This window comes from Caenispirillum salinarum, assembly GCF_044803115.1.
In the GTDB taxonomy this organism is placed as follows: Bacteria; Pseudomonadota; Alphaproteobacteria; order Rhodospirillales; family Rhodospirillaceae; genus Caenispirillum; species Caenispirillum salinarum_A.
In genome coordinates this window covers 2,523,227-2,545,549 of sequence record NZ_CP085224.1, presented here as the reverse complement: position 1 = coordinate 2,545,549, position 22,323 = coordinate 2,523,227, and the positions used below count along the sequence as shown (strand labels likewise).

Genomic DNA, 22,323 nt, shown 5'->3' with positions numbered 1-22,323 from the left:
GGCTTCAACCTGCTACTCAAGCGCCGTCCGCACCCTGCCAGGCAAGCCGCCGAGGAACCATGACCGAGCACGCCCGACCCCGTCCCATCGACGATCTGCTGGCCATCATGGCGCGCCTGCGCGACCCCGACGGCGGCTGTCCCTGGGACCTGGAGCAGACCTTCGCGACGATCGTTCCCTACACCATCGAGGAAGCCTACGAAGTTGCCGACGCCATCGAGCGCGGCGACATGCACGAGCTTCAGGACGAACTGGGCGACCTGCTGCTGCAAGTGGTCTTCCACAGCCGCATGGCGGAGGAAGAAGGCCATTTCGCCTTCAACGACGTGGTCGGCTCCATCTGCCACAAAATGATCCGCCGGCATCCCAACGTTTTCGCCGACGCTGTCACCGAGGATGCCGAGGCCCAGCGTGTCGCCTGGGAGGAGCAGAAGGCCCAGGAACGCGCCGCCAAGGCCGCCCGCCGCGCCGAGGGCGCCGAGGCCGGCGAGGGCGCCGGGGCCGCTGCGGAGGCCCGCCACTCGGTGCTGGACGGCCTGCCGGTGGCCCTGCCCGCCCTGACCCGCGCGCTCAAGATCCAGAACCGCGTCGGCCGTGTCGGCTTCGACTGGCCCGAGGCCGTCCAGGTGATCGACAAGATCGAGGAGGAACTGGAGGAAGTTCGCGAGGAACTGGACGCGCCCGTGCGCGACCAGGACCGCGTGGCTGAAGAGATCGGAGACCTGCTGTTTGCCGTCGCCAACCTGGCGCGCAAGGCCGACGTGGACCCGGAGAGCGCCCTGCGCCACGCCAACGCCAAGTTCGATAAGCGCTTCAGGGCTGTCGAGGAACACCTTGAAAAACGCGGGAAATCTCCTGAAACTTCCGACCTGGAAGAGATGGAGGCCCTGTGGGGCCAGGTGAAGAGGGACGCCCGCTCATGACCGCCCTGCCCGCGCCCGCCCGGCTGCCCCGCGCCGGCGTCAAGCGTCTCGGCCGCCGCTTCGCCCGGGCTGCCACGGCTTGCGCCCTGGTGCTGCCGCTTCTGGCGGGCTGCTACCTGCCGGACCGTTTCAAGTCGGAAATCCGGCTCACCCAGACCGGCGAGTACGGGCTTTACTACGAGGGCGACCTGATCTGGCTGCCGCTGGTGCGGGACCTGCGCATGGGCAAGGTCACAGAGGTGGAAATTCCCGAGAAGATGGATGTTCTGAAGGCCGATCTCGCCCGGGACAGCAACTTCAGCAGGGTGGAGCCCATCGGCACCGCCCGCTTCGCGGTCGAGTACAACCGCCTCGGCAAGCTCAACTGGCCGGAACTGGTGACATTCGTGCGACGGAACGCCCGGATCATCAGCATGGAGACGAACCCCGACGCGGGCACCGTCTCCATCCGCGGTAGCCAGGCCATCAAGATGATCGACCCGGAAACCATCGAGCGGATCGGGCTGAACAGCCGCGGGCTGCTGCGGCTGACCACCAATGCTGAAGTCATCGAGCACAACGCCGACTCCGTCCGGTCGGGGCCGCAGGGCTACACGATCTACGACTGGAACATCAACGGCGTCCGGGGCCAGGAGCCCCGCTTGAAGGCTCGCCTCCGCGCGCACTAGACGCCGCCGTCGCAAGCCAGCACGCCAAGCCCCCGGAATTCTACTAGTAGACCGCCGCTCGCACGTCCCTGTGCCGTGGTAGGAATGTCATGCGCGTTTCACGGCAGTCGATCCTAGGACGTAATGCCTAGGCATTTCTTCCTGTTGTCTACTAGTAGACAAGGCGATCACGTTTTGATGCATTATCGCGTGAAACCGTGAAACACGACAGGATACCGCGCCCGAACAACGTTTTAGCCGTTTTATGGCTGCCGGCATATTCGTCCTGCCACCATCCTGAAGGCAGCACGGGGCGCATGAAACGGTGGGAAACACGCTGCATGGCGCCCTCCTCCCTCTTCGTGCATGAGAAAACGGCCCGCCGGAGAGGGCGGGCCGGAATGGACGAGATACAACAGGCAGCGGCGCAGGGCTTACCAGTTGTCGCAGCGGCGTTGAAGGCTGAGGTAGTTGTCGTGGCCGTCAATCGCCTTGTTGCGGCGCCGGTGGTCCGCCTTCAGGTTCGCGACCGCCGGCTCAAGCGCCCGGTGCAGGATCTTGGCCGCCGCTTGCTTGGCGCCCTCCTGCGTCGGAGCCCAAAGCGGATTGATCGTCTGAACCGCTGCGGCCAAAGCTGTCCGCAGGCGCGGGGCATGATCGTCGAGCACCGCCCGCGTAATCGCCACGTGCTCCATCTCATGCTCGCGCACGACCCTGTAGGCGCAGGAGCCGGTCTGGTACTCGCGCGGGATGTAGACGCGCAATTCCGGGTAGCCCACCTTCAGGCGCACGGATTTCAGGTCGGCGCAGTAGCCGCCACCCCGCGCCGAGCGGACGAGCGTGCTGGTGGACGTGACGATCTCAAGGCTGCTTTCGGTCAGGCCCACCGTATCCCAGTCGCCGGTGGTCATGCGCGCGCCGGCGCCCTTGGCGTAACGGCTGGCAAAGCGGGCTGTCAGTTGTGCCTTGTCCAGGCTGAGGTCGCCGACCACCGTGCCCCGCTCCACCTCCATCGTCACCTTGACCGATGCGGCATCCCGCGCGCAGACGGAGGCGTCCCTTGCCTGGGCGGGAACCACCGTCAACACCGCCAAAGCGGCTCCGGCAAGCGCTGCGACGCCGAAGCCGGACCGAGCGGCGGAAGATCGTCCCGACGACGGCATGGCACCCCCTCGCACTCTCTTCTATTGTGTGGCGTCGGAGGGCGGGCGCTCTCTCATCGCCCCTACCGGTGCAGCCTCTTTTGAAGGAGGCTGTACCACGATCCGACGAAACGATGGTCTCATGCCGAGGTTAAGGAAGTCTATGCTCAAGATCGCCGCGTGGAACGTCAACTCCATCAAGGCCCGCCTGCCCAACGTGGTCGAGTGGCTGAACGAGGCGGCGCCCGACGTCGCCCTGCTGCAGGAGATCAAGACCGTCGAGGACACCTTCCCGCTGATGGAAATCCAGGCGGCCGGCTACAGGCACACGGCCATCTGCGGCCAGAAGAGTTACAACGGCGTTGCCATCCTTTCGCGGCACCCGCTGACCGAGGTGGTGCGCGGCCTGCCCGGAGAGCCCGAGGACCAGCAGGCTCGCTATGTGGAGGCTGTGGTGGATGGCCGGGTCCGAGTGGCCAGCGTCTATGTCCCCAACGGCAATCCGGTGGGCACCGAGAAGTACCCGTACAAGCTTCGCTGGATGGAGAACCTGCGTGCCCATGCGGAAGGGCTTTTGCGCACCACCGACCTGCCGCTGTTGATCGGCGGCGACTACAACGTCTGCCCCACCGACGACGACGTCTACGATCCCCAGGGCTGGGCCGGTGACGCGCTGTGCCGCCCGGAGACCCGCGAGGCCTTCAGGGCGCTCCTGTGGCTCGGCCTGACCGACACCTACCGCGCCTTTCACAAGGAACCGCACCGCTACAGCTTTTGGGACTATCAGGGTGGCGCGTGGCAGCGCGACCTGGGCCTGCGCATCGACCATCTGCTGCTGTCCGGCCGGGCGGCTGACGCGGTCACGGCCTGCGAGATCGACAAGGGCCCCCGCGGCAAGGAAAAGGCCAGCGATCATACTCCGGTATGGTGCGAACTCGATCTCTGAGCGTCGCCGCCCAAGTCATTGAAAAGGTCGGAGAAACTTTTCTCCGGCCTTCTACGTCGTGACAGCCTCGGGCGCCGGTCGCCGTCAGCGCGGCTCCAGCCGGACCACGACGCGGCGGTTGACCTCCTGGTTCATGGGCAGCGGCTCGCCGTAGGCGTCGCGGTTGGGCACCTTGGGCCGTGTGTCGGCGTAGCCGATGGCCTCCATGCGCTCGGGCGTCAGGCCCTGGTCGGCAAAAAACCGCACGACCCGCGAGGCGCGACCGCTCGACAGTTCCCAGTTGGAAGGGAACTGCTCGGTGCGGATGGGCGTGTCGTCAGTATGCCCCTGCACTTCCACCTGGAAGCTGCGGTAGCGGTCCGCGCCGATGGTGGCGGCGATGCGCTGGAGTGCCGGGATCGCCTCCTCGCGGATCTCGGCGCTGCCCGGCTCGTAGAAGGCCGACGACGCGAATTCGATGGTCAGGCCGCGGTCGTCGGTGCCAATGGCGACCACGTCCTCAAGTTCCATGGCCTGCACGGCGTCCTGCACGTCGATCTTCAAAAGCTCGATGGGGCGCACCACGTCGCGGTTGCCGATGCCCTTGGCGACACCGGCCTGGACCTGCTCGAACAGCACCACGTCCACCTTGGAGATCGCGACCAGCATGATGAAGAAGACCAGCAGCAGGGTGACCATGTCCGCGAACGTGGTCATCCAGCTTTCGTCTTCCTCGTCCTTGCGCTTGCCGAAGCGGCCGCCGCCGCCGCCGTTGATCCCCATCATGGCGAATTACCTCCGCATCTTGTCGATGCTGAAGTGGATGGCCGGGTCGAGATAGGCGTTCATCCGGTCCTGGATGTAGCGCGGGCTCTTGCGCTCGGCAAGCAGGGCCAAGCCCTCGGCCACCAGATAGTTGCGGAAACGCAGGATCTCCTCGCGCTGCTGGACCTTGGTGGCGGCCGGCAGCAGGATCAGGCGGGCGAACAGGATGCCGTAGAGCGTGGTGATCAGCGCCACCGCCATGCCCGGCCCGATCTTGGAGGGGTCGTCGCCCATGTTGTCCAGCATGATGATCAGGCCGACAAGCGTGCCGATCATACCGAACGCCGGCGCGTTGCCGGCCATGCCGCGCAGGATGTCGGACTGCACCGTGTGCCGCTGAAAGGTGGTCTCCACCGTTGTCGCCAGGATCTCCCGGATTTCCTGGCCGGTGTAGCCGGACACCACGAGGTCGATGCCGAATCCCATGAACCGGTCCTGGTGGCGGATCTTGCCCGCGTCGCTCTCCAGCCCCGGCAGGCCGTTCTTTTGGATGATGTAGCCCCAGCGGATGACGCGGCCGACCTCGTTGGTCAGGATGGCACGCCCGACCTTGCTGACGAAAATGACCGAGCCCAGCCCTTTCAGCGACAGCATCACGTATCGCGCTTCATAGGCCGTGAAGGTCGCCGCGAAGGTCCCTCCGATGACCATGATGAAGCTCGCCAGGTTCAGGAAGACCATGAAATTGTCGGTCGACAGAACGACGGCACCGACAAAGAGCCCGAACCCGAAAAGAACACCGATAATGGTCGCGAAACTCATCTAGCTTCTGCCCCTCTAGGCGCGCCACCCACCATGATCTCCCCCGGCGCGCGTCCGCTTCTTTCGGAGTAGGCACTATAGGGTAAGGGCACGCCAAAAGACAGAATTTTGCGGTACCCGGAGACGCATTCCCGGCTACCGTTCCCGGAAGGCTTCGTGCTTGAGCTTCAAAACCGGACGTATCAGATAGTCGAGAACCGATCGCGTGCCGGTATGGATGTCCACAGTGGCCTGCATGCCGGGCGTAATGGCAAGGTCGCCGGGCATTGCACCCAGGTAATCCTTCTCGGTCTCCACCAGGACCTGGAAATAGGGCGGCGCGTTCTCCGGCTGCGTCGAATCGGGCGCGACCAGCGTCACCTCGCCTTCCAGGCCGCCGTAGCGGGCGTAGTCGTAGGTGGAGACCTTCACGGTGGCCGGCTGCCCCACCCGCACATACCCGCGGTCGACCGGGTCCAGCCGGGCCTCGATGACCAGCGTGTCGCCGGTGGGCACGATGTCCATGATGGGCTCGCCGCCCTTCACCACGCCGCCGAGCGTGCTGTAGCGCATGTTCTTGACCACGCCGTCGATGGGGCTGCGGATCTCGGTGCGCAGCGCCTGGTCGGTGGCCTGGCGCAGAACCTCGCGCGTGCGGGCGATGGCGACTTCTGTTTGGGCCAGTTGGTCGCGCGCTTCGCGGCGGTAGCGCAACGTCGCCTCGCCCATGCGCTGCTCGGCCTCCGCCAGTGCGGCCTCGACGCGGGGGCGCATTTGCTTGAGAACCGACAGCTCGCCCTGAATGTCCTCCAGTTCCGAGCGCAGCTTCAGGTGATCGAGCTTGGGCGTCAGGTTGTCGCGCAGAAGCTCCGCCGACATGGCCAGCTTCTGCCGCGCCAGGTTCTCGGACTTGCGCAGGGTTTCCTGGCGCGCTTCCAGTTCCCGGATTTCGTGGCTGCGCTGTTCGACCTGTTCGGCAAGCACTGCGATCTGGGCCGCCAATTCGGCCCGTCGGGCGCCGAACGCCTCGCGCTCGCCGGCCGCGATGGACGGCCTGCGGGCGGCGACGTCGGCGGGCAGCGAAAGCTCGGCTCCGGTGGCCTCCGCCTCCTGCCGGGCCTTTTCCAGAAGCAGGCCGTCGAGCCGGACCTGCAACTCGTCCTTGTTCATGGCCGTCTGGGCGAGATCGAGTTGCAGAAGCGGATCACCGCTCTTCACCACGGCGCCCTCGGGCACGTAGATGTCGGTGATGATGCCACCTTCCAGGTGCTGGATGACCTTTACCTTGCTGCGCGGCACCACCTCGCCGGAAGCGACGGAGACCTCGTCCAACTCCGCCAGCGCCGACCACCCGACAGCCACCGCCAGCAGTGCCGCGATCAGGCCGGCGACAATGCGCCAGCCGGGGGCCTTGCGCGTGCGGAGCAGGTCGTCAAGAGGCCCGTCGGCCGGCGGGCCGGCAGGTGACGCGGATGCGGTCATGTCACACCTCCGTCGGCCTTGGCCTCCGTCGTTCTAGGCGGGTCCGCCCGGCCCTGCCCCGGCGGCGCGCCGCGGCCCTGCAGCCAGGCCATCACCTGCCCTGCGGGCCCGCCGGCGGCGATGCGGCCGCGCTCCAGCACGATGATGGAGCGCGCCGCGTTCAGCAGCACCGGCGAGTGCGTGACCAGGATGATGTTGCGGTCGGCCGCCAGCGCCGCCAGGGAGCGCGCGAGCGTCTGTTCCGCCTGGGTGTCCAGGTGACTGGAGGGCTCGTCCATGATGATGACCGGCGGGTCCGTGACCAGCGCCCGCGCGATGGCGATGCGCTGGCGCACGCCGCCGGCCAGCAGCGCGCCGGCCTCGCCCACATCGGTGTCGTAGCCGTCGGGCATGTCCATGATGATGTCGTGCACGCAGCCGCGTTTCGCCGCCGTGATGATGGCCTCGTCGTCGGCCTCGCCGGCCACGGTCCCCTGCGCGATGGCGTCGCGGATGGAGCCCGACAGCAGCACCGTTTCCTGCGGCACGTAGCCGATCCAGGTCGCCAGTTCCTCGCGCGAAAACTGGGCCATGTCGGCGCCGTCCAGCAGTACCCTGCCCTCGCCCGGCTGGTAGAGGCCCGTCAGCAGCTTCGCCAGCGTCGTTTTGCCGCTGCCGTTGCGGCCCATCAGGCAGGTGATGCCGCCCGGCGGCACGTCCGCCCGCGCGCCGTCAATCACCGGCTGACCGTCCTTGCGGTAGCGGAAGCACACACCGTCCAGGCCCAGGCGGCCGGCAGGACGGTCGTGGGCGATGCCGGGGGTCATGCGTTCCTCGGCTTCACCGAACAGCTTGCCCAGCCGCGCCGCCGACTGGCGGAACCCGGCGTAGGACCGCCAGGCGCCCACCACTTGGTTCATGGGGCCCATCATGCGGCCCGACAGCATGTTGGCGGCGATGAGGGCGCCGATGGTCATTTCCTGCTCCATGATCGCCAGGGCGCCGACGGTGGTCATGGCGACCGTCGTCGCCATGGTCATGACATGAGCGAGGTTGACGTAGCCGTCGTTGCGCAGACCGCGGTCGATGGATCGGCCGATGGTGTCGGCCTGCAAGTCCTCCCACCGCGGCCGCAGATGGCGGTGCAGAGCCAGCGCCTTGACGGTGGCGCGCCCCTGGATGGTTTCAGCCACCAGCAGGTCGCGGCGGGCGGCCTTGTCCTTCTCGGCCTTCGCCGCCTTGGCCATGGTCGCCGCCGACCACGCCGCCAGCAGCAGGAAGGCCCCGAAGGCGATCAACAGCACCCAGGCCACCGGCGCGGCGATGACGTAGACCAGCCCGACGAACAGCACGACGAACGGCAGGTCCACCAGCAGCACCACCGTGGCCCCGGACAGCGTGTTCCGAACCGTGTCCAGGTCGCGGAAGATGCCCTGCCAGAAGGCGGTGCGGCGGCTTTCCAGGGTGCGCAGCGGCAGGGCCGTGATCTTGTCGAACAGGCGGCGGCCGACCTTGGCGTCGATGGTCAGCGCCACCCGCTGCAGCACGCGAGAGCGGGTCTGGCGCAGCACGAAATCGAAGGCCAGCACCAGCACCATGCCGGCAACCAGGCCCTGCAGCGTCGACAGGCCGTTGTGGAAGACGACCCGGTCGTAGACCTGCAGCGTGAAGATGGGCACCGCCGTCGCCAGAAGGTTGGCGAAGAAGGACAGCGTCAGCACTTCCAGAAAGGCCGGGCGCAACGGCTTCAGCACCGGCCGCAGCCACGAAGCCGCCGTGTCGTCGTCTGCCATGGATGATCGGTCCGCGCACGATCCGGCGTCGGGACGAGGCCCATGTCCGCCGTCTGTTTCCCAAGGAGCCCAGGGAACACCGCGCGGCCGAAGGTGGCAAGTTCTTTTTCTTTTGCGCTACGCCGGAAGTCTTGCGATATGCTGCGGCCCTGAGTTTCGGGGACCAAACGGGGAGAGGCGTCCATGGCGACGGGGGAAAGCCGCCGGGGCAGCAGGATCGGGGGATGGATCAGGCGCGCGGCGCGCGGCACGGTGACCAAGGGGCGCGGCTGGGCCATCCTGCTGCTGATCGCCCTGTCGGTGCTGCGCACGCTGGACCCCACGCCCATCGAGATCCTGCGGGTGAAGACCTTCGACCTCTATCAGCAGGTCGAGCCTCGCGAGGTCACCCAGCGCCCGGTCACCATCGTCGACCTGGACGAAAAGTCCCTCAACCAGGTCGGGCAGTGGCCCTGGCCGCGCACCACCGTGGCCGACATGGTCCAGAGACTGACCGCCATGGGCGCCGTGGTCATCGGCTTCGATATCGTGTTCGCCGAGCCCGACCGCATGTCACCGGCCCTGGTGCAGGCCAGCATGCCCGGACTTGATCCGGAGATGCGCGAGCGGCTGAAATCCATGCCGTCCAACGACGAGGTTCTGGCCCAGGTCATCCGCCAGAGCCGCGTCGTCATGGGACAGTCGGTTCGCGCCGACGCCGTTCCGGCGCCCGAGGACAGCCCCACCACGTCCATCGCGCTGATCGGCTCGGACGTGCGCGACAAGGTGGAGCGGCACGCCGGCATGCTCCGCAACATCCCCATCCTGGACAAGGCCGCCATGGGCCGGGGTGTGTTCAACACCACCGGCGAGATCGACGGCATCGTCCGCCGCGTGCCCATGGTGGTGAACGTGGACGGCACCCTGCACCCCAGCCTGTCGGCGGAGGTGCTGCGCGTGGCGACCGGCAACCAGAGCCTGGCGGTCAAGGCGCGCGGCACGGCGGGCGTGGAGGGCATCGTCATCCGCCCCAACCTGATCCGCACCGACCACAAGGGCCGGGTGTGGGTCTACTTCTCGCACATGGACCCCGAAAAGTATGTCTCCGCCGCCGAGGTGATCAATGGCACCGCGCCGCCGGAGAAGATCGCGGGAAAGCTGGTGCTGATCGGCACCTCCGCCGTCGGACTGCTCGACATCAAGTCGTCGCCGGTGGATGCTTTCCTGCCCGGCGTGGAGGTGCACGCCCAGATCCTAGAGAACATCCTGACCAACACCCAGCTCATCCGCCCGCGCGACGCGCTGGGGCAGGAACTGGTGGCGGCCATCGCCGCCGGTCTGTTGATGATCGTCCTGGTGCCCATGGTCCGCGCCCGCTGGACCGCCCTGCTCGGCTTCGTCTCGGTCGCCGCCATGTTCGGCTTTTCGTGGTGGGCGTTCCAGAGCCAGCGGCTGCTCTACGACCCGGTCTATCCGGCCCTGGTCGCGACGCTTCTCTACATGTACCTGACGTACTCGAACTACGTGCGCGAGGAAAAGCAGAAGGCCCAGGTGCGCCAGGCCTTCGGCCAGTACCTGTCACCGGCCCTGGTGGAAAAGCTGGCATCCGACCCGAGCCACCTGAAGCTGGGTGGCGAAATGCGGCCCATGACGCTGATGTTCTGCGACGTGCGCGGCTTCACCACCATCTCGGAACTGTTCGACGCCGAGGGGCTGACGCGCCTCATCAACCGTTTTCTCACGCCCATGACCGACGTCATCATGGCCCGTCAGGGCACCATCGACAAATACATGGGCGACTGCATCATGGCCTTCTGGAACGCGCCCCTGGACGATCCGGAACACGCCCGCAACGCCTGCGATTCCGCACTCGCCATGATCGGCAACCTGAAGGGGCTGAACGAGGCGCTGGAGCGCGAGGCGAAGGAGGAAAACCGCCGCCACGTGCCGATCAACATCGGCATCGGGCTCAACACCGGCACGGTTTGCGTCGGCAACATGGGCTCGGAGCAGCGCTTCGACTATTCGGTGCTGGGTGACGACGTGAACCTGGCATCCCGCCTGGAGGGCCAGTCCAAGACCTACGGAGTGACCGTGGTGCTGGGCGAGCAGACGGCCCGCCTGACTCCGGAATACGCCCAGATCGAGCTGGACCTGATCCGCGTGAAGGGCAAGACCGTGCCGGTGCGCATTTTCGCCCTGCTGGGCTCGCCGGACATGGCGTCAAGCAGCGAGTGGCAGCTCTTCAAGGCCCGTCACGACCAGTTCCTGGCCCTCTATCGCGGGCAGCGGTGGACCGAGATGACGGAGATGGGCGTCGCCCTGCGCGCCGAGGCCCGGACCCTGGGGCTGGACCTGGACGGTCTCTATGACCTTTACGACGGCCGCGCGAACGAATACCGCGCCACGCCCCCGGGCGCGGACTGGGACGGCGTTTTCGTGGCGACCTCCAAATAAGGCCGCCACGAAAACGCTTTTCATGTCAGCCGGTTGTGCGGAAAGGCTCAAGCGCTGCTTAAGGCGCCGATGTCCACAGTCATGCCCTCGCGCGCGACGAAGGCGCCGGGCCAGCTCTCTGCCGCCTCGGCCTCCACCTTCGTCATGAAGGTATCGTCGTGGTCGGGGTCGTGGTGGAAGATCGCCATGCGCTTTACCTCGGCGGCCCGGCAGAGACGCACGCCCTCCTGCCAGGTGGAATGGCCCCAGCCGACGTGGCGCGGGTATTCATCGTCGGTGTAGGTGCTGTCGTAGATCACCAGGTCGGCGCCGCGGATCAACTCCAGCACGTTGCGGTCGGGCTCGCCGGGACGGTGCTCGGTGTCGGTGACATAGCACATGGCCTTGCCGTCGTATTCGATCCGGTATCCGGTCGACCCGTTGGGATGGTTCAGCGCGGCGGTCCGCACCGTGACGTCATCCCCCAGGAGCAGCGTCTCGCCCGCCTTGAAGTCGTGGAAGGTCAGCTCCGCCTGCAGCGCCTCCAGCGGCACCGGAAAAACCGGGTTGGACATGCTGCTGGCAAGCACGCTCTGGATGCCGCCGGCGTCGTGCAGGTGGCCGGCGTAGATGTCCAGGCTGCGGTGCTTCTGGAAGACCGGCGCGAAGAAGGGGAAGCCGTTGATGTGGTCCCAGTGAGTGTGGGTCAGCAGCAGGGTGGAGGCCTGAATGCCCTGCTCCATCACCTTGTGGCCCAGGCCGCGGATGCCGGTGCCGGCGTCCAGGATGATGTGGCGCCCCCCGGCGACAACCTCCAGGCAGCTGGTATTGCCGCCGTAGATCACGTGGTTCGGCGACGGGCAGGCGATGCTGCCGCGCACTCCCCAGAAGGTCACCGAGAAATCCATCTAAAACCGCGCCCCTGCTCTGTCATGCTCTCCGGCGCCCCCGCTCCGGACTCCATACGCAAACATTCCACTTTTCGCGCACAACGATCAATCCTTTATCGGTTGAACTACTCCGATGGATCACCTGGGGTTTTCGCCCGCGCCCTCGACCAGGACCGGCGTACCCGGCGCGAGGCTCAGAACCGATGCCGCGCGTCCCTGATTGACCGCTATTTCCACAAGGCCGTTGGAGTTCACGTACCACAACGCCTGCCCCACCGGCACGGCGCCGAAGGTGCGGGCGTGGCTGACACGCATGCCGCCAGGAAGCACCAGTTTGGCCTCTGTCGACAGTCGATACCCAAGCCGGCCGGTCATGGCATTGCCGTAGTGGTCGACGTAGACGATGCGGTCCAGGTCGTCGGGCCAGTCGGTGCAGCGTACATCCGACAGGCTCAGCGGCGACAGTCTCCCCTCGCCCGCCAGCGCGTCCGTTCCGGCGGTGGCGACCCCGGCTGCGATGGGGGCGAAAATGTCGCGGCCATGGAAGCTGGCGCTCAAGACATCGGGTTCCCAGGTGATCTCCCATGCCCTTCGAGTGTCGTCGGGAGCGCGCCGCAGGACCGGCTCGAACAGGCCATTACCGGGGCCGACGAAGCGTTTGCCGCCGGCTTCCACCACCACGCCGGGGCGATCGGTCCCGACGCCGGGGTCGACCACGCACAGAAACACCGTGCCGGCGGGGAACCACGCCGCGTAGGCCGCCAGCAGGTAGGCCGACAGCATGGGGTCGAAGGACGGCGCGTCGGCAAACAGGTCGACGACGGGCACCGTCGGGGCCTCCCGCGCCAGCACGGCCTTCATTTGGCCGACATAGGGGCCGGCGAGCCCGAAGTCGGTGAACAGGACGATCATGGCGGGCTTGCCTCCGCTTCCCGTGTGTGAGCGACGCGCGCGGCAAGCCCCGACAACAGGCCGCCGGCCAGCGCCGCCAGTCCGAACAGGGTGAAGGCCGAGGCGTAGTCACCCGGCAGAACCTCGACGGCGATGCCGAACAGGCTCGGCCCGAAGACCACCCCGGCGTAGGTGAAGAAAAGGGCGCCGCCGGTGGCCTCCCCTGCCCGGCCCTTGGGCGCCAGGTGCGCCACCTCCGCCAGGAAGACGCCGTTCCACCCGATCGCGGTGGCGCCGAACAGGGCGACCACGGGCACCAGCAGCGCCACCGGCATGACCGGCGCCAGCCATCCGGTGAGAATGGCGGCGGCGGCCATGACGGCGCCCAGGATCAACAGCATTGCGCGCGGACCGATCCATTTGTCGGCTACCCAGCCCCAGACCACGCGCCCGGCGATCCCCGCGCCCTGCGCCACGGCCAGAATCAAGCCGGCATCCACCAGACTCATGCCGGCACGGCGCACCAGATAGACCACCAGGAAGCTCGACAGGCTGAGCTGGATGGCGGCAAAGGTAAAGGACGCGACCGACAACAGCCGCAACGGCCCATGTCGCCAGATCATGCTCAGAGGGGCCAGTACGGCGGCGACGTTGGCGCGCTTGCGCGGATCGCGGTCGGCATCCAGGGCGGGGCGCGTCGGCTGTACCAGAAGCGCCACCGCCAGCGCCGCCGCGCCCACCACCAGCGCCGCCCAGCGCCAGCCGATGGCATCCGTCAGGCTCGGCACCAGGGCGCCGGCCAGCATGCCGCCGATGGGCACGCCCGTCTGCTTGATGGAGAACACCAGACCCCGCCGCTCCGGTGGAGTGGTGCGGGCGAGGATGTGGCTGGAGGACGGCGTGACCGGGCCGTACCCAAGCCCGATCACCAGCGCTCCGACGACGGCCATCACCACCAGCGGCCCGGCCTGCATGGCTGCGACGCCCGACAGGCCCGCCAGGCACAGCGCAAGGCAGACCTGGCTTGTCCGCATGGCGCCGTAGCGGCCGATGATGCCGCCGGAAATCAGCGTCGTCACCATGGCGCCCAGGTAGACCAGGGAGGTGTAATAGCCGACGAAGCTGCCGGGCAGGCCCACGTCCTCCGTCGCCACGGCGGCGAAGACCGGTGGAGTCAGGGCGGCCATGCTGACCAGCGCCTGCACGGTCGTGGTCGCCCCCAGCACGCCCCACGGGGAGGCGGCGCGGGAGGGGGATGCCGTCCCGCTCATGGGCGTGCGCGCCCCTTGCCTTGTCGCGCCGGTCGGCCGGCCCCATCTGAAGGTCGTTGCATACTCCCTGCTTAGGCCCGATCGTGTCACCTTCGCAAGGGCCACTGACGCCGCCCGTTGCCCCGCCGCAAGGAGAACCGTTCCCATCATGCCCGTGCTCAACCGCATCGCCGATTTCCACGACGACCTGGTGGACTGGCGCCATGACATCCACCGGCACCCGGAACTCGCCTTCGAGGAACACCGTACCGCGGCTCTCGTCGCCGAAAAGCTGCGCGGCTTTGGTTTCGACGAGGTGGTGGAGGATATCGGCGGCACGGGCGTGGTCGGCGTGCTGCGCCAGGGCGACGGCCCGGCGATCGGCCTGCGCGCCGACATGGACGCCCTGCCCATTATGGAAGCCGTGGAGGACCGTCCGCACAGGTCCGTCCACCAGGGCATCATGCACGCCTGCGGCCACGACGGCCACACCACCATGCTGCTGGGCGCCGCCAGGTATCTGGCCGAAACGCGGCGGTTCTCCGGGACGCTGGTCTTCATCTTCCAGCCCGCCGAGGAAGGCCGCGCCGGCGCCCGCGCGATGATCGAGGACGGCCTGTTCGACCGCTTTCCCGTCTCTGCCGTCTGGGGCGTGCACAACATGCCGGGCCTGCCGGCCGGATCGGTGGCGGTGTCTCCCGGCCCCGTGATGGCGGCGGCGGACCGCTTCACCATCACCGTCCAGGGCAAGGGCGCCCACGCCGCCGCGCCGCACCTGGGCCGGGATCCGGTCGTGGCCGGCGCGGCGCTGGTGCAGGCGCTACAGACGCTCGTCAGCCGTCAGTGCCCGCCGCATGAGACGCTTGTGGTCTCGGTCACCGAGTTCCATGCCGGCGACACCTTCAATGTTCTGCCCGACGCCGCCCGACTCGGGGGCACCGTGCGCTACTTCGACAAGCAGATCGGCGAGCAGGCGATCGCCAGCATGAAGCGCGTCGCCGAGGGCATCGGGGCGGCGCACGGTGTCGAGGTCTCGGTGGACTACCAGTACGGCTATCCACCCACCGTCAACACCGCCGAAGAGACGGAGGCCGCCCGCGCGGTGGTCGCCGAAACCTTCGGCGCCGACCGGGTTCTGGACCAGGCGCCGGTGATGTTTGCCGAGGACTTCAGCTTTTTCCTGCAGGAGAAGCCGGGCGCCTACGGCTTCATCGGCAATGGCGAGGGATCGGCGGACCTGGGGTGCGTCGGGCTGCACAATCCCCGCTACGATTTCAACGACGAGATTCTCACCACCGGCGCGACATTCTTCGCCCGGCTGGCCGAGGCGCAATGTCCGCAACGCTGATGCGCCGTCGCGCGTGGGGCTCGCAACTGGACATCGGCTGAAGCATTCTTTATATAACTGGCAACGCTCGAGGGGCGGTCCCGCCGGGTCCGCCCCATTCCCGTTACTTGGTGCGCCGCTTCGGTGCCCTGCGATGCGGGAAGAGATTCATCTATGACGGTCGCCCCCAGCCCGCGCGCCGCGAGGGCCCGAACGGCTTTCGCCGTCACGCGCCGCCGGACGCGGCGACCCAGCAAGGAGACAGGCATGGCGAAGGAAGAAACCCTCGAATTCAACGGCACGGTGGTCGAAAAGCTGCCGAACGCGATGTTCCGCGTGAAGCTGGAAAACGACCACGAAGTGCTGGCCCACACCGCGGGCAAGATGCGCAAGTTCCGCATCCGTGTCTCGGTGGGCGACAAGGTGGACATCGAGATGACCCCCTACGACCTGACCAAGGGCCGGATCATCTTCCGCCACCGTCATTGATCGACGGCTTGCATGAGGGCGGGCGCCGCAAGGCGCCCTCGCCTCCTCCGCCAGAGCATGGCGGTGATGCCCGCGAAAGCGGGCATTTTTGTGCCTCGAAACCGGCCTACAGCGCGAAGAGCAACAGCAGGATGGCCGCCATGGCCACCCAGCCGCCGACGATGAGCAACAGGGCCGCGTTGACGGGGATCTGGCCGTCGCGCGGTGGGGGCGCGGGATCGTCCCAATGGCCGGCGGTGGCAAGCCCGGCAAGCTGCTGATCGTCCTCCAGCGCCTTCAACTGCTCGGACAGGCGGGAGGCGGCGCCGCTCCATGAGAATGGCGCCTCAACGACGGCCGCGTCCGCCCGGAATGTCTTTCCCGAAAAAGGGTCCACCTCCACCGGCGCTGCCGCCGGGCCGGAGGATGACTCGTCGGTGCCGCCGGGGGCCTGGCTGGCGTCGCGGGCGGCGATGGCGACCACCAGCCGGTCGGCGAAGGCCTCGAAGAAGGACTCCGCCGCGCGGTCCGCCACGCCGCGCACCAGCGAGCCGCCGATGGTCATCAGCCGGCCGCCGATGTCGGCCTCGCAATCGTAGATGAACACCGTCTCGTGCGACGCCTCGGGCGCTTCCTCAAGCCGCACCCGCGCGGTGGCCTTGGCGAAGCCCGCCACGCCGCCGTCGCCCTGGCCGATGAGGGTGTAGGCGTGGGGCGCGTCGATGTCAGCCAGCTCGATGGTGCCGCGGAAGCGTGCCTTCATGGGGCCGACACGGGCGCGGATGGTGGTCTTCAGATCGCGCTCGCCGGTCCACTCCAGTTCCTCCACCTGACGGATGGACGCCTTGAGGATGCCGACGTCGTTCAAGGCGCGCCAGACGGCGCCCTTGGGCGCGGGTATGCGGTATTCCCCGGTGAACTTCATGGCCTGATCCCCATCCTGCCGTCAGCGGCGCGGCACCCCTCCCCCAAGGAGCACCAGCGCGGCCGTCAATCCTCGTACAGCTCGTAGATGCCCTGGGTGCCGGACTCCCGCCCACCCTGTTCGACATAGCGCTCGTACTGCTCGATGGCAAGCTTCAACGCGCGCAGGTCGAGGTTGAAGCCTTCGGCTTCGGCGGCGGCGATGTTCATGTCCTTCTGGAAGTGATGGACGTAGAAGCCCGGCGCATAGTCGCCGTGGGCAATGCGCCGGCCCAGCACGTTCAACTGGAAGCCGCCTGCCGCGCCGTTGCCGATCACGTCCAGCACGGCGTCGGTGTCCAGCCCCGCCTTCTTGGCGTAGGCGATGGCCTCCGCGACGCCCAGGATCGTGCCGGAAATGACGATCTGGTTGACCATCTTGGTGTGCTGGCCGGCGCCCGCCGGGCCCAGCAGGGCGATGGACTTGCCCATGGTCTCGAACAGCGGCTTCACCGCGTCGAAATCCGCCTGATTGCCGCCGCACATGATGGCCAGCTTGCCCTCGCGCGCGCCGACATCGCCGCCGGACACCGGCGCGTCCAGGGCGTGCAGGCCGCGCTGGTCGGCGTCGTTGGCGATGCGCTCGGCAATGGTCGGCGAGCTTGTCGTCATGTCGATCAGGTAGCTGCCCGGCTTGGCGTGCGCCAGGATGCCGCCCTCGCCGTAGTACACTTCCTCCACGTCCTGCGGATAGCCGACCATGGTGATGACGACGCCGCAGGCCTCGGCCAGGTCCGCCACCGTGTCGTGCCAGATGACGCCCTCGTCCAGCAGGTCCTGGGCCTTGCTCTTGGTGCGGGTGTAGCCGTGAACCTCGTAGCCGGCCTTCATGACGTTGCGGGCCATGCCCTTCGCCATGATGCCCAGGCCCACGAAGCCGACCTTGTGGGTGTCGATCCCGACCGTCATTGTCAGCTATCCTCCCGTCTGCGCGCGTGGCCGCCCGATTGCCGGGCGTTGGTGTGTATGTCCCACGACTATAAGGGAATTTCCATGGCTCACAAACCGGTTCTCCTGATCTCGCGACGGCTGCCCGACCCGGTGCACGAGCGGGCGGCGCGGGATTATGACGCCCATCTGAACCCCGAAGACCGCCAGTACGGCGGTCTGGAACTGGCCGAGGCGGCGTCGCGCCTTGCAGCCGACGCCGTCATGGTCACGCCCACCGAGAAGGGCACGCGCGAGGTCATCGAGGCGCTGCCCGACAGCGTGCGCGTGCTGGCGACCTTCAGCGTCGGTCACGATCACATCGACATCGACGCCGCCCGCGCGCGCGGGCTGACCGTCACCAACACGCCCGACGTGGTCACCGAGGCCACCGCCGACGTCGCCCTGCTCTGCCTCCTGGGCGCCGCCCGCCGGGCGTGGGAGGCGGAAAGCCTGCTGCGCCGCGGCGACTGGACCGGCTGGGCGCCGACGCAGCTTCTGGGCGTTCATCCCGGCGGCCGGCGGCTCGGGATTCTCGGCATGGGACGCATCGGCGTGGCGCTGGCCCGCCGCGCCCGCGCGCTGGGGATGGACCTGCACTACTGCAAGCGCACCCGCCTGCCCGAGGGCGAGGAGGCGGACCTGGGCCTGACGTGGCACGACACCAGCGAAAGCCTTCTCGAGGTCTCGGATTTCCTGTCGATTCACATTCCCGGATCGGCGGACAACCACCACTACCTGAACGCCGAGCGCATCGGCCTGCTGCCCAAGGGCGCGGTGGTGATCAATACCGCGCGCGGGACGGTCGTGGACGACGCCGCCCTGATCGCCGCCCTGAAGGACGGCCGCGTGCGGGCGGCGGGGCTGGACGTTTTCGAGGGCGAGCCGGCGGTCAATCCCGGCTACCTGGACCTGCCAAACGCCTTTCTGCTGCCCCACCTGGGGACGGCAACGCTGGAGACGCGCACGGCCATGGGATTCCGCGCGCTGGACAACGTGGACGCCGTGGTGCTGCGCGCCGCGGAGCCCGGAGATCGGGTGGTCTGACCGCGTCACGGGAGCCAAAAACGCCCCGAAAGACAATGGCTTCCGGGGCGTTCCCGTGGTCAGTGCTCAGGTGATGAAGAGGCCGGCGATCAGCCGCCCTGCATCTCCTTCTCGGTTTCCTCGATCTCGGCCGTCAGGGCGTCCAGCACCTTCTGGGCGTCCTCGCCGCCGACCTTGATGAAGGTATCGCGCGCGCCCATGGCGGCTTCCTTGAACTTGGCGCGCTCTTCCTCGGTCAGTTCGATCATGGGCATGTCGGGCTTGGCCTGCTTGATCTTCTCCAGGCGCTCATCGGCGTACTGGGTCTTCACGTCGAAGATGAAGTCGGCCAGTTCGCCGGCCACCTCGTCGACCATCTGGCGTCGGTCTTCCGGCAGGTTTTCCCAGAAGGTCTGGTTGGCGACCACGGTGGTCGTGAACTCCTGCTGGCCGGCCCAGATCATGTAGTCGGAGACTTCGTAGAACTTCATCTCCTCGATGGCAAAGACCGGGTTGACTTGGCCGTCAATCTGCTTGAGCTGCAGCGCGCCGTAGACCTCGCCATAGGGCATCGGCGTCGGGTTGGCGCCCATGGCCTTATAGCTTTCGGTCAGGATCGGCGAGGTCATGGTGCGCATCTTGAAGCCCGAGAAGTCCTCGGGGCTGCGGACCTCCTTGTTGGTGGTCCAGACCATGTCGCCCTCGGGATACATGGTGATGAGCTGCAGGCCCTTTTCCTCCAGCTTGGGCGCGAGCATCTCGTAGACGGTCTCGCCCTCGGTCAGGACCTTCTTGTTGACGTCGTCGCTCTGGCTGAGGATGTAGGGCAGGTTGAAGACGTTCACCTCGGGCACCAGCGAGCCCAAGTGGCCCGGCGAGGCATTGGCGAACTGCAGCGTGCCGTTGGCGACCAGTTCCGTCAGTTGCGCCGACGTGCCCAGCGTGCCGTAGGGATAGATCTGGACCGTGACCTCGCCGTTGGTGCGCTCCTCGATCAGTTCCTTGAACCTCTCGGCGTAGGCGTCCTGGACGCTGCCGTCGATTTCCTCCAGCGCGAACTTCCAGGTCTCGGCCTGCGCGGCGGACACGACGGCCGAGCCGGCGAAAACGGCGGCGGCGGCGGTCAGCGCCATACCGAACTTGCGAATGGTCATTGAGGCTCTCCCTTAGGGTGTTTCCCATCGGATGGGCCGCGGCACGCCCCGCCACCGCTAGGCGGACGGTCGGGCGCGCACGGGCCCGCAAAAGCGGCGGCCGCCGGGGCATGATGCACGCGCGGCGGCGCGAGCCGCTGGCGACTCAAGTGTTACAAGGCTAGGAGAGGCTCAAATCATTCGCAAGGATAAAATCCTTTCCAGAGCGCCCTCTCCCGTGTGCAACAGTAATATCGCGCGCGTGTATCGCTGCCGCCGAATATTTTGTCGGCAGCACGACCGAAGTTAAAGGGTTTCATCCGCACCATGGACTTATGTCTCAGGCCTGCGGGCCGGATGAATTATTCCCTTGAACCCACCGGCCTCCAATGGACGGTTGATACTTTGCGATTTCTGTCCTAGCCTTCAGGTACTTCAATGTTCCGATCGGCCGCCAGGATTCCTCTCCGGCCACCGGTCAAGAAGAGGAACGCGGTGACGCGAGGGATGGTTCCGTGTCGCCAGTCGAGGTTGCGCCGGTTCGCGCCGGTGCCGTCGAAGGAGTTCGAGACGCATGGAGCGACGCAATCCGCTTCCTGGCGGCAGGGATGGCAAGCCCCATCCGGTCCTCAACGCCATCAGCATTCTTGATACCGTCCTGGCGAAGGTGGAAACCCTCATCCTGGCCTACGGCATCCTGTTGATGTTCCTGAACACCATCGCGAACGTCATCGGGCGCTTCGTGTTCGGACAGTCCCTGTATTTTTCTGAAGAGTTGAACCAGTTCCTGATCGTGCTGGTGACCTTCGTGGGGTTGGGCTACGCCACCCGTCGGGGCCGTCACATCCGCATGTCGGCCTTCTATGACCAGTTGTCGGATCGCGGCCGGAAGATCCTGATGATCATCATCGCCGCCGTCACGGGGGCCGTGATGTTCTGGCTGTCGTGGATCAGTTACCAGTACGTCCTCAGTGTCGCCAACTCGGGCAAGGTTACGTCGGCGCTGCGGGTGCCGCTGTACCTGACTTACCTGTGGGTGCCCTTCGGCTTCTTTCTCACTGGTATCCAGTACGCGCTGACGGTGCTGCGCAACCTGCGCGACCCGGACGTCTGGATATCGTGGGAGGCTGTCGACAGCTATGACGAAATCGACGGCACCACCGCCGGCAGCGGCGAGGACCGCGAGTAGGACCCGGACAAGGAGACCAGACCCATGACAGCCGTGATGCTGGGAACCATGATCGGGCTTCTGCTGCTCGGGTTCCCCATGATGATTCCGCTGCTTGCCGCGACCATCATCGCCTTCGTCGGTTTCTTTCCCGGCATGCCGGAGACCAACATCATCCAGCAGATGATCGGCGGGGTGAAGCCCACCGCGCTGATCGCCGTGCCGATGTTCATCCTGGCCGCCGACATCGTCACCAAGGGTCACACGGCCGACCGCCTGCTGGACTTGGTGATGACCTTCGTCGGCCACATCAAGGGCGGGCTGGCCGTCACCGCGGCCACCACCTGCACCCTGTTCGGCGCCGTCTCGGGCTCGACCCAGGCCACCGTGGTCGCCATCGGCGGGCCGCTGCGGCCGAAGATGGTGGAGGCCGGCTACAAGGACAGCTTCGTCATGGCGCTGACCATCAACGCCAGCGACATCGCCTTCCTGATCCCGCCGTCCATCGGCATGATCATCTACGGCGTCATTTCGGGCACGTCCATCGCCGAGTTGTTCATCGCCGGCATCGGGCCGGGCCTGATGATCCTGGCCATGTTCTCGGCCTATTCCATCTTCTTCGCGGTGAAGGAGGGCATACCGACGCAGCCGAAAGCCACCTGGGGCGAGCGCCTGAAGGCCATGAAGGGCGCCATCTGGCCGCTGGGCTTTCCGGTCATCATCATCGGCGGCATCTACGGCGGCATCTTCAGCCCGACCGAGGCCGCGGCGGTGTCGGTGGCCTACGCGCTGATCCTGGAGGTGCTGATCTTCCGCTCGGTCAGCCTCAAAGAAATTCCCGACATCGCGCTGTCCACCGGGCTGATCACGGCCGTCGTGTTCATTCTGGTCGGGGCCGGAGCGGCGTTCTCGTGGGTCATCAGCTTTGCCATGATCCCGCAGGCCATCATCGGCAGCCTGGGGCTGGAGACCGCAGGACCGACGGTCATCCTGATCGCAATCTCCATTGCCTTCTTCGTCGGCTGCATGTTCGTGGACCCGATCGTGGTGATCCTGGTGCTGGTGCCGATCTTTGCGCCGCTGGTGCAGCAGTCGGGACTGGATCCGGTGCTGGTGGGCACCATCGTCACCTTGCAGGTGGCCATCGGCTCGGCCACGCCACCGTTCGGCTGCGACATCTTCACGGCCATCGCTATCTTCCGGCGGCCATATTTCGACGTCATCCGGGGCACGCCGCCGTTCATCATCATCCTGCTGTCGGCCGCGGTTCTGCTGATCGCGTTCCCGCAGATCGCGCTGTTCCTGCGCGACCTCGCCTTCCGCTAGGGCGGAGTGTCGGCGACCGACCAACACACCCACGGCCCGGCCTTGCCCGGGCCGTGCGGCACTGGGGGACCAAGGAGGGAAA

At 66.9% G+C, this 22,323-nt stretch carries 21 protein-coding genes; 9 read left to right on the top strand and 12 right to left on the bottom strand.

What is annotated here, in order from left to right; genetic code table 11:
- The first annotated feature begins 59 nt into the window (after positions 1-59).
- The gene (mazG, locus tag LG334_RS11700) at positions 60-923 is read left to right on the top strand and encodes a nucleoside triphosphate pyrophosphohydrolase (protein WP_404378333.1); all 864 of its coding nucleotides are present in this window, start codon (positions 60-62) and stop codon (positions 921-923) included.
- Positions 920-1,591: a hypothetical protein gene (locus LG334_RS11695; RefSeq protein WP_404378331.1), complete on the top strand. Its 672-nt coding sequence runs from the start codon at positions 920-922 to the stop codon at positions 1,589-1,591. The genes mazG and LG334_RS11695 overlap by 4 nt, the downstream gene beginning before the upstream one ends.
- A 151-nt stretch (positions 1,592-1,742) precedes the next feature.
- On the opposite strand, the gene LG334_RS11690 is transcribed toward LG334_RS11695, so the two are convergent.
- Together LG334_RS11690 and LG334_RS11685 are read right to left on the bottom strand one after the other, a co-directional pair.
- Entirely contained in the window at positions 1,743-1,913 is a 171-nt protein-coding gene (locus tag LG334_RS11690; RefSeq protein WP_404378329.1) for a hypothetical protein, read from the bottom strand.
- A gap of 91 nt (positions 1,914-2,004) precedes the next feature.
- Positions 2,005-2,658: a hypothetical protein gene (locus LG334_RS11685; protein ID WP_404378328.1), complete on the bottom strand. Its 654-nt coding sequence runs from the start codon at positions 2,656-2,658 to the stop codon at positions 2,005-2,007.
- Between the two features lie 217 nt (positions 2,659-2,875).
- Between LG334_RS11685 and LG334_RS11680 the strand changes: the two genes are divergently transcribed.
- Positions 2,876-3,658 carry an exodeoxyribonuclease III gene (locus tag LG334_RS11680; protein WP_404378326.1) on the top strand — a complete coding sequence of 261 codons (783 nt, stop codon included), beginning with the start codon at positions 2,876-2,878 and terminating at the stop codon, positions 3,656-3,658.
- An 84-nt stretch (positions 3,659-3,742) separates the two neighbouring features.
- Here LG334_RS11680 and LG334_RS11675 read toward each other — a convergent pair whose 3' ends face one another.
- The 4 genes from LG334_RS11675 to LG334_RS11660 form a co-directional block, all read right to left on the bottom strand.
- A complete protein-coding gene (locus LG334_RS11675) occupies positions 3,743-4,423 on the bottom strand; it encodes a flagellar motor protein MotB (RefSeq protein ID WP_404378324.1) in 681 nt (226 codons plus the stop codon).
- A 6-nt stretch (positions 4,424-4,429) separates the two neighbouring features.
- Positions 4,430-5,224, bottom strand: coding sequence for a motility protein A (locus LG334_RS11670; RefSeq protein ID WP_404378323.1), 795 nt, complete (start codon positions 5,222-5,224; stop codon positions 4,430-4,432).
- A 135-nt stretch (positions 5,225-5,359) separates the two neighbouring features.
- Positions 5,360-6,685 carry an HlyD family type I secretion periplasmic adaptor subunit gene (locus LG334_RS11665; RefSeq protein WP_404378321.1) on the bottom strand — a complete coding sequence of 442 codons (1,326 nt, stop codon included), beginning with the start codon at positions 6,683-6,685 and terminating at the stop codon, positions 5,360-5,362.
- The gene (locus LG334_RS11660) at positions 6,682-8,457 is read right to left on the bottom strand and encodes a peptidase domain-containing ABC transporter (RefSeq protein WP_404378319.1); all 1,776 of its coding nucleotides are present in this window, start codon (positions 8,455-8,457) and stop codon (positions 6,682-6,684) included. The genes LG334_RS11665 and LG334_RS11660 overlap by 4 nt, the downstream gene beginning before the upstream one ends.
- A 183-nt stretch (positions 8,458-8,640) precedes the next feature.
- Here LG334_RS11660 and LG334_RS11655 point away from each other — a divergent pair, with 183 nt between their 5' ends.
- Positions 8,641-10,893 (top strand): CHASE2 domain-containing protein, encoded by a 2,253-nt coding sequence (locus LG334_RS11655; protein ID WP_404378318.1) that lies wholly within the window; start codon positions 8,641-8,643, stop codon positions 10,891-10,893.
- Between the two features lie 47 nt (positions 10,894-10,940).
- Here LG334_RS11655 and LG334_RS11650 read toward each other — a convergent pair whose 3' ends face one another.
- The 3 genes from LG334_RS11650 to LG334_RS11640 all read right to left on the bottom strand — a co-directional run bounded on the left by LG334_RS11650 (position 10,941) and on the right by LG334_RS11640 (position 13,924).
- A complete protein-coding gene (locus LG334_RS11650; RefSeq protein WP_404378316.1) occupies positions 10,941-11,780 on the bottom strand; it encodes an MBL fold metallo-hydrolase in 840 nt (279 codons plus the stop codon).
- Positions 11,781-11,900: 120 nt separating this feature from the next.
- The gene (locus tag LG334_RS11645; RefSeq protein WP_404378315.1) at positions 11,901-12,674 is read right to left on the bottom strand and encodes an S-adenosyl-l-methionine hydroxide adenosyltransferase family protein; all 774 of its coding nucleotides are present in this window, start codon (positions 12,672-12,674) and stop codon (positions 11,901-11,903) included.
- Positions 12,671-13,924: an MFS transporter gene (locus tag LG334_RS11640; protein ID WP_404386283.1), complete on the bottom strand. Its 1,254-nt coding sequence runs from the start codon at positions 13,922-13,924 to the stop codon at positions 12,671-12,673. Before LG334_RS11640 ends, LG334_RS11645 begins: the two co-directional genes overlap by 4 nt.
- Before the next feature lie 148 nt (positions 13,925-14,072).
- Here LG334_RS11640 and LG334_RS11635 point away from each other — a divergent pair, with 148 nt between their 5' ends.
- Complete coding sequence (locus LG334_RS11635) at positions 14,073-15,251, top strand: M20 aminoacylase family protein (RefSeq protein ID WP_404386281.1); 1,179 nt, start codon at positions 14,073-14,075, stop codon at positions 15,249-15,251.
- Between the two features lie 246 nt (positions 15,252-15,497).
- A complete protein-coding gene (gene infA / locus LG334_RS11630; RefSeq protein WP_404386279.1) occupies positions 15,498-15,719 on the top strand; it encodes a translation initiation factor IF-1 in 222 nt (73 codons plus the stop codon).
- A 106-nt stretch (positions 15,720-15,825) separates the two neighbouring features.
- Here infA and LG334_RS11625 read toward each other — a convergent pair whose 3' ends face one another.
- Positions 15,826-16,623, bottom strand: a complete 798-nt coding sequence (locus tag LG334_RS11625) for a CoxG family protein (RefSeq protein WP_404386277.1) — start codon at positions 16,621-16,623, stop codon at positions 15,826-15,828.
- Between the two features lie 65 nt (positions 16,624-16,688).
- Entirely contained in the window at positions 16,689-17,570 is an 882-nt protein-coding gene (locus LG334_RS11620; protein WP_404386275.1) for an NAD(P)-dependent oxidoreductase, read from the bottom strand.
- Positions 17,571-17,654: 84 nt separating this feature from the next.
- On the opposite strand from LG334_RS11620, the gene LG334_RS11615 reads away from it, so the two are divergent.
- Positions 17,655-18,635, top strand: coding sequence for a 2-hydroxyacid dehydrogenase (locus LG334_RS11615; RefSeq protein ID WP_404386273.1), 981 nt, complete (start codon positions 17,655-17,657; stop codon positions 18,633-18,635).
- An 89-nt stretch (positions 18,636-18,724) separates the two neighbouring features.
- On the opposite strand, the gene dctP is transcribed toward LG334_RS11615, so the two are convergent.
- A complete protein-coding gene (gene dctP, locus LG334_RS11610; RefSeq protein WP_404386271.1) occupies positions 18,725-19,768 on the bottom strand; it encodes a TRAP transporter substrate-binding protein DctP in 1,044 nt (347 codons plus the stop codon).
- Positions 19,769-20,321: 553 nt separating this feature from the next.
- On the opposite strand from dctP, the gene LG334_RS11605 reads away from it, so the two are divergent.
- Together LG334_RS11605 and LG334_RS11600 are read left to right on the top strand one after the other, a co-directional pair.
- The gene (locus LG334_RS11605; RefSeq protein ID WP_404386269.1) at positions 20,322-20,936 is read left to right on the top strand and encodes a TRAP transporter small permease; all 615 of its coding nucleotides are present in this window, start codon (positions 20,322-20,324) and stop codon (positions 20,934-20,936) included.
- Between the two features lie 24 nt (positions 20,937-20,960).
- Positions 20,961-22,241 (top strand): TRAP transporter large permease, encoded by a 1,281-nt coding sequence (locus LG334_RS11600; protein WP_404386267.1) that lies wholly within the window; start codon positions 20,961-20,963, stop codon positions 22,239-22,241.
- Positions 22,242-22,323: the final 82 nt, after the last annotated feature.

Bases quoted from the DNA above. Each gene is read 5' to 3' on its own strand.
- LG334_RS11640 (WP_404386283.1), bottom strand. From the start codon at position 13,924: ATGAGCGGGACGGCATCCCCCTCCCGCGCCGCCTCCCCGTGGGGCGTG.
- infA (WP_404386279.1), top strand. From the start codon at position 15,498: ATGGCGAAGGAAGAAACCCTCGAATTCAACGGCACGGTGGTCGAAAAG.
- LG334_RS11665 (WP_404378321.1), bottom strand. From the start codon at position 6,685: ATGACCGCATCCGCGTCACCTGCCGGCCCGCCGGCCGACGGGCCTCTT.
- LG334_RS11605 (WP_404386269.1), top strand. From the start codon at position 20,322: ATGGAGCGACGCAATCCGCTTCCTGGCGGCAGGGATGGCAAGCCCCAT.
- LG334_RS11670 (WP_404378323.1), bottom strand. From the start codon at position 5,224: ATGAGTTTCGCGACCATTATCGGTGTTCTTTTCGGGTTCGGGCTCTTT.
- LG334_RS11650 (WP_404378316.1), bottom strand. From the start codon at position 11,780: ATGGATTTCTCGGTGACCTTCTGGGGAGTGCGCGGCAGCATCGCCTGC.
- LG334_RS11615 (WP_404386273.1), top strand. From the start codon at position 17,655: ATGGCTCACAAACCGGTTCTCCTGATCTCGCGACGGCTGCCCGACCCG.
- dctP (WP_404386271.1), bottom strand. From the start codon at position 19,768: ATGACCATTCGCAAGTTCGGTATGGCGCTGACCGCCGCCGCCGCCGTT.
- LG334_RS11620 (WP_404386275.1), bottom strand. From the start codon at position 17,570: ATGACGGTCGGGATCGACACCCACAAGGTCGGCTTCGTGGGCCTGGGC.
- LG334_RS11645 (WP_404378315.1), bottom strand. From the start codon at position 12,674: ATGATCGTCCTGTTCACCGACTTCGGGCTCGCCGGCCCCTATGTCGGC.
- LG334_RS11600 (WP_404386267.1), top strand. From the start codon at position 20,961: ATGACAGCCGTGATGCTGGGAACCATGATCGGGCTTCTGCTGCTCGGG.
- mazG (WP_404378333.1), top strand. From the start codon at position 60: ATGACCGAGCACGCCCGACCCCGTCCCATCGACGATCTGCTGGCCATC.
- LG334_RS11655 (WP_404378318.1), top strand. From the start codon at position 8,641: ATGGCGACGGGGGAAAGCCGCCGGGGCAGCAGGATCGGGGGATGGATC.
- LG334_RS11690 (WP_404378329.1), bottom strand. From the start codon at position 1,913: ATGCAGCGTGTTTCCCACCGTTTCATGCGCCCCGTGCTGCCTTCAGGA.
- LG334_RS11680 (WP_404378326.1), top strand. From the start codon at position 2,876: ATGCTCAAGATCGCCGCGTGGAACGTCAACTCCATCAAGGCCCGCCTG.
- LG334_RS11635 (WP_404386281.1), top strand. From the start codon at position 14,073: ATGCCCGTGCTCAACCGCATCGCCGATTTCCACGACGACCTGGTGGAC.
- LG334_RS11675 (WP_404378324.1), bottom strand. From the start codon at position 4,423: ATGATGGGGATCAACGGCGGCGGCGGCGGCCGCTTCGGCAAGCGCAAG.
- LG334_RS11660 (WP_404378319.1), bottom strand. From the start codon at position 8,457: ATGGCAGACGACGACACGGCGGCTTCGTGGCTGCGGCCGGTGCTGAAG.
- LG334_RS11625 (WP_404386277.1), bottom strand. From the start codon at position 16,623: ATGAAGTTCACCGGGGAATACCGCATACCCGCGCCCAAGGGCGCCGTC.
- LG334_RS11695 (WP_404378331.1), top strand. From the start codon at position 920: ATGACCGCCCTGCCCGCGCCCGCCCGGCTGCCCCGCGCCGGCGTCAAG.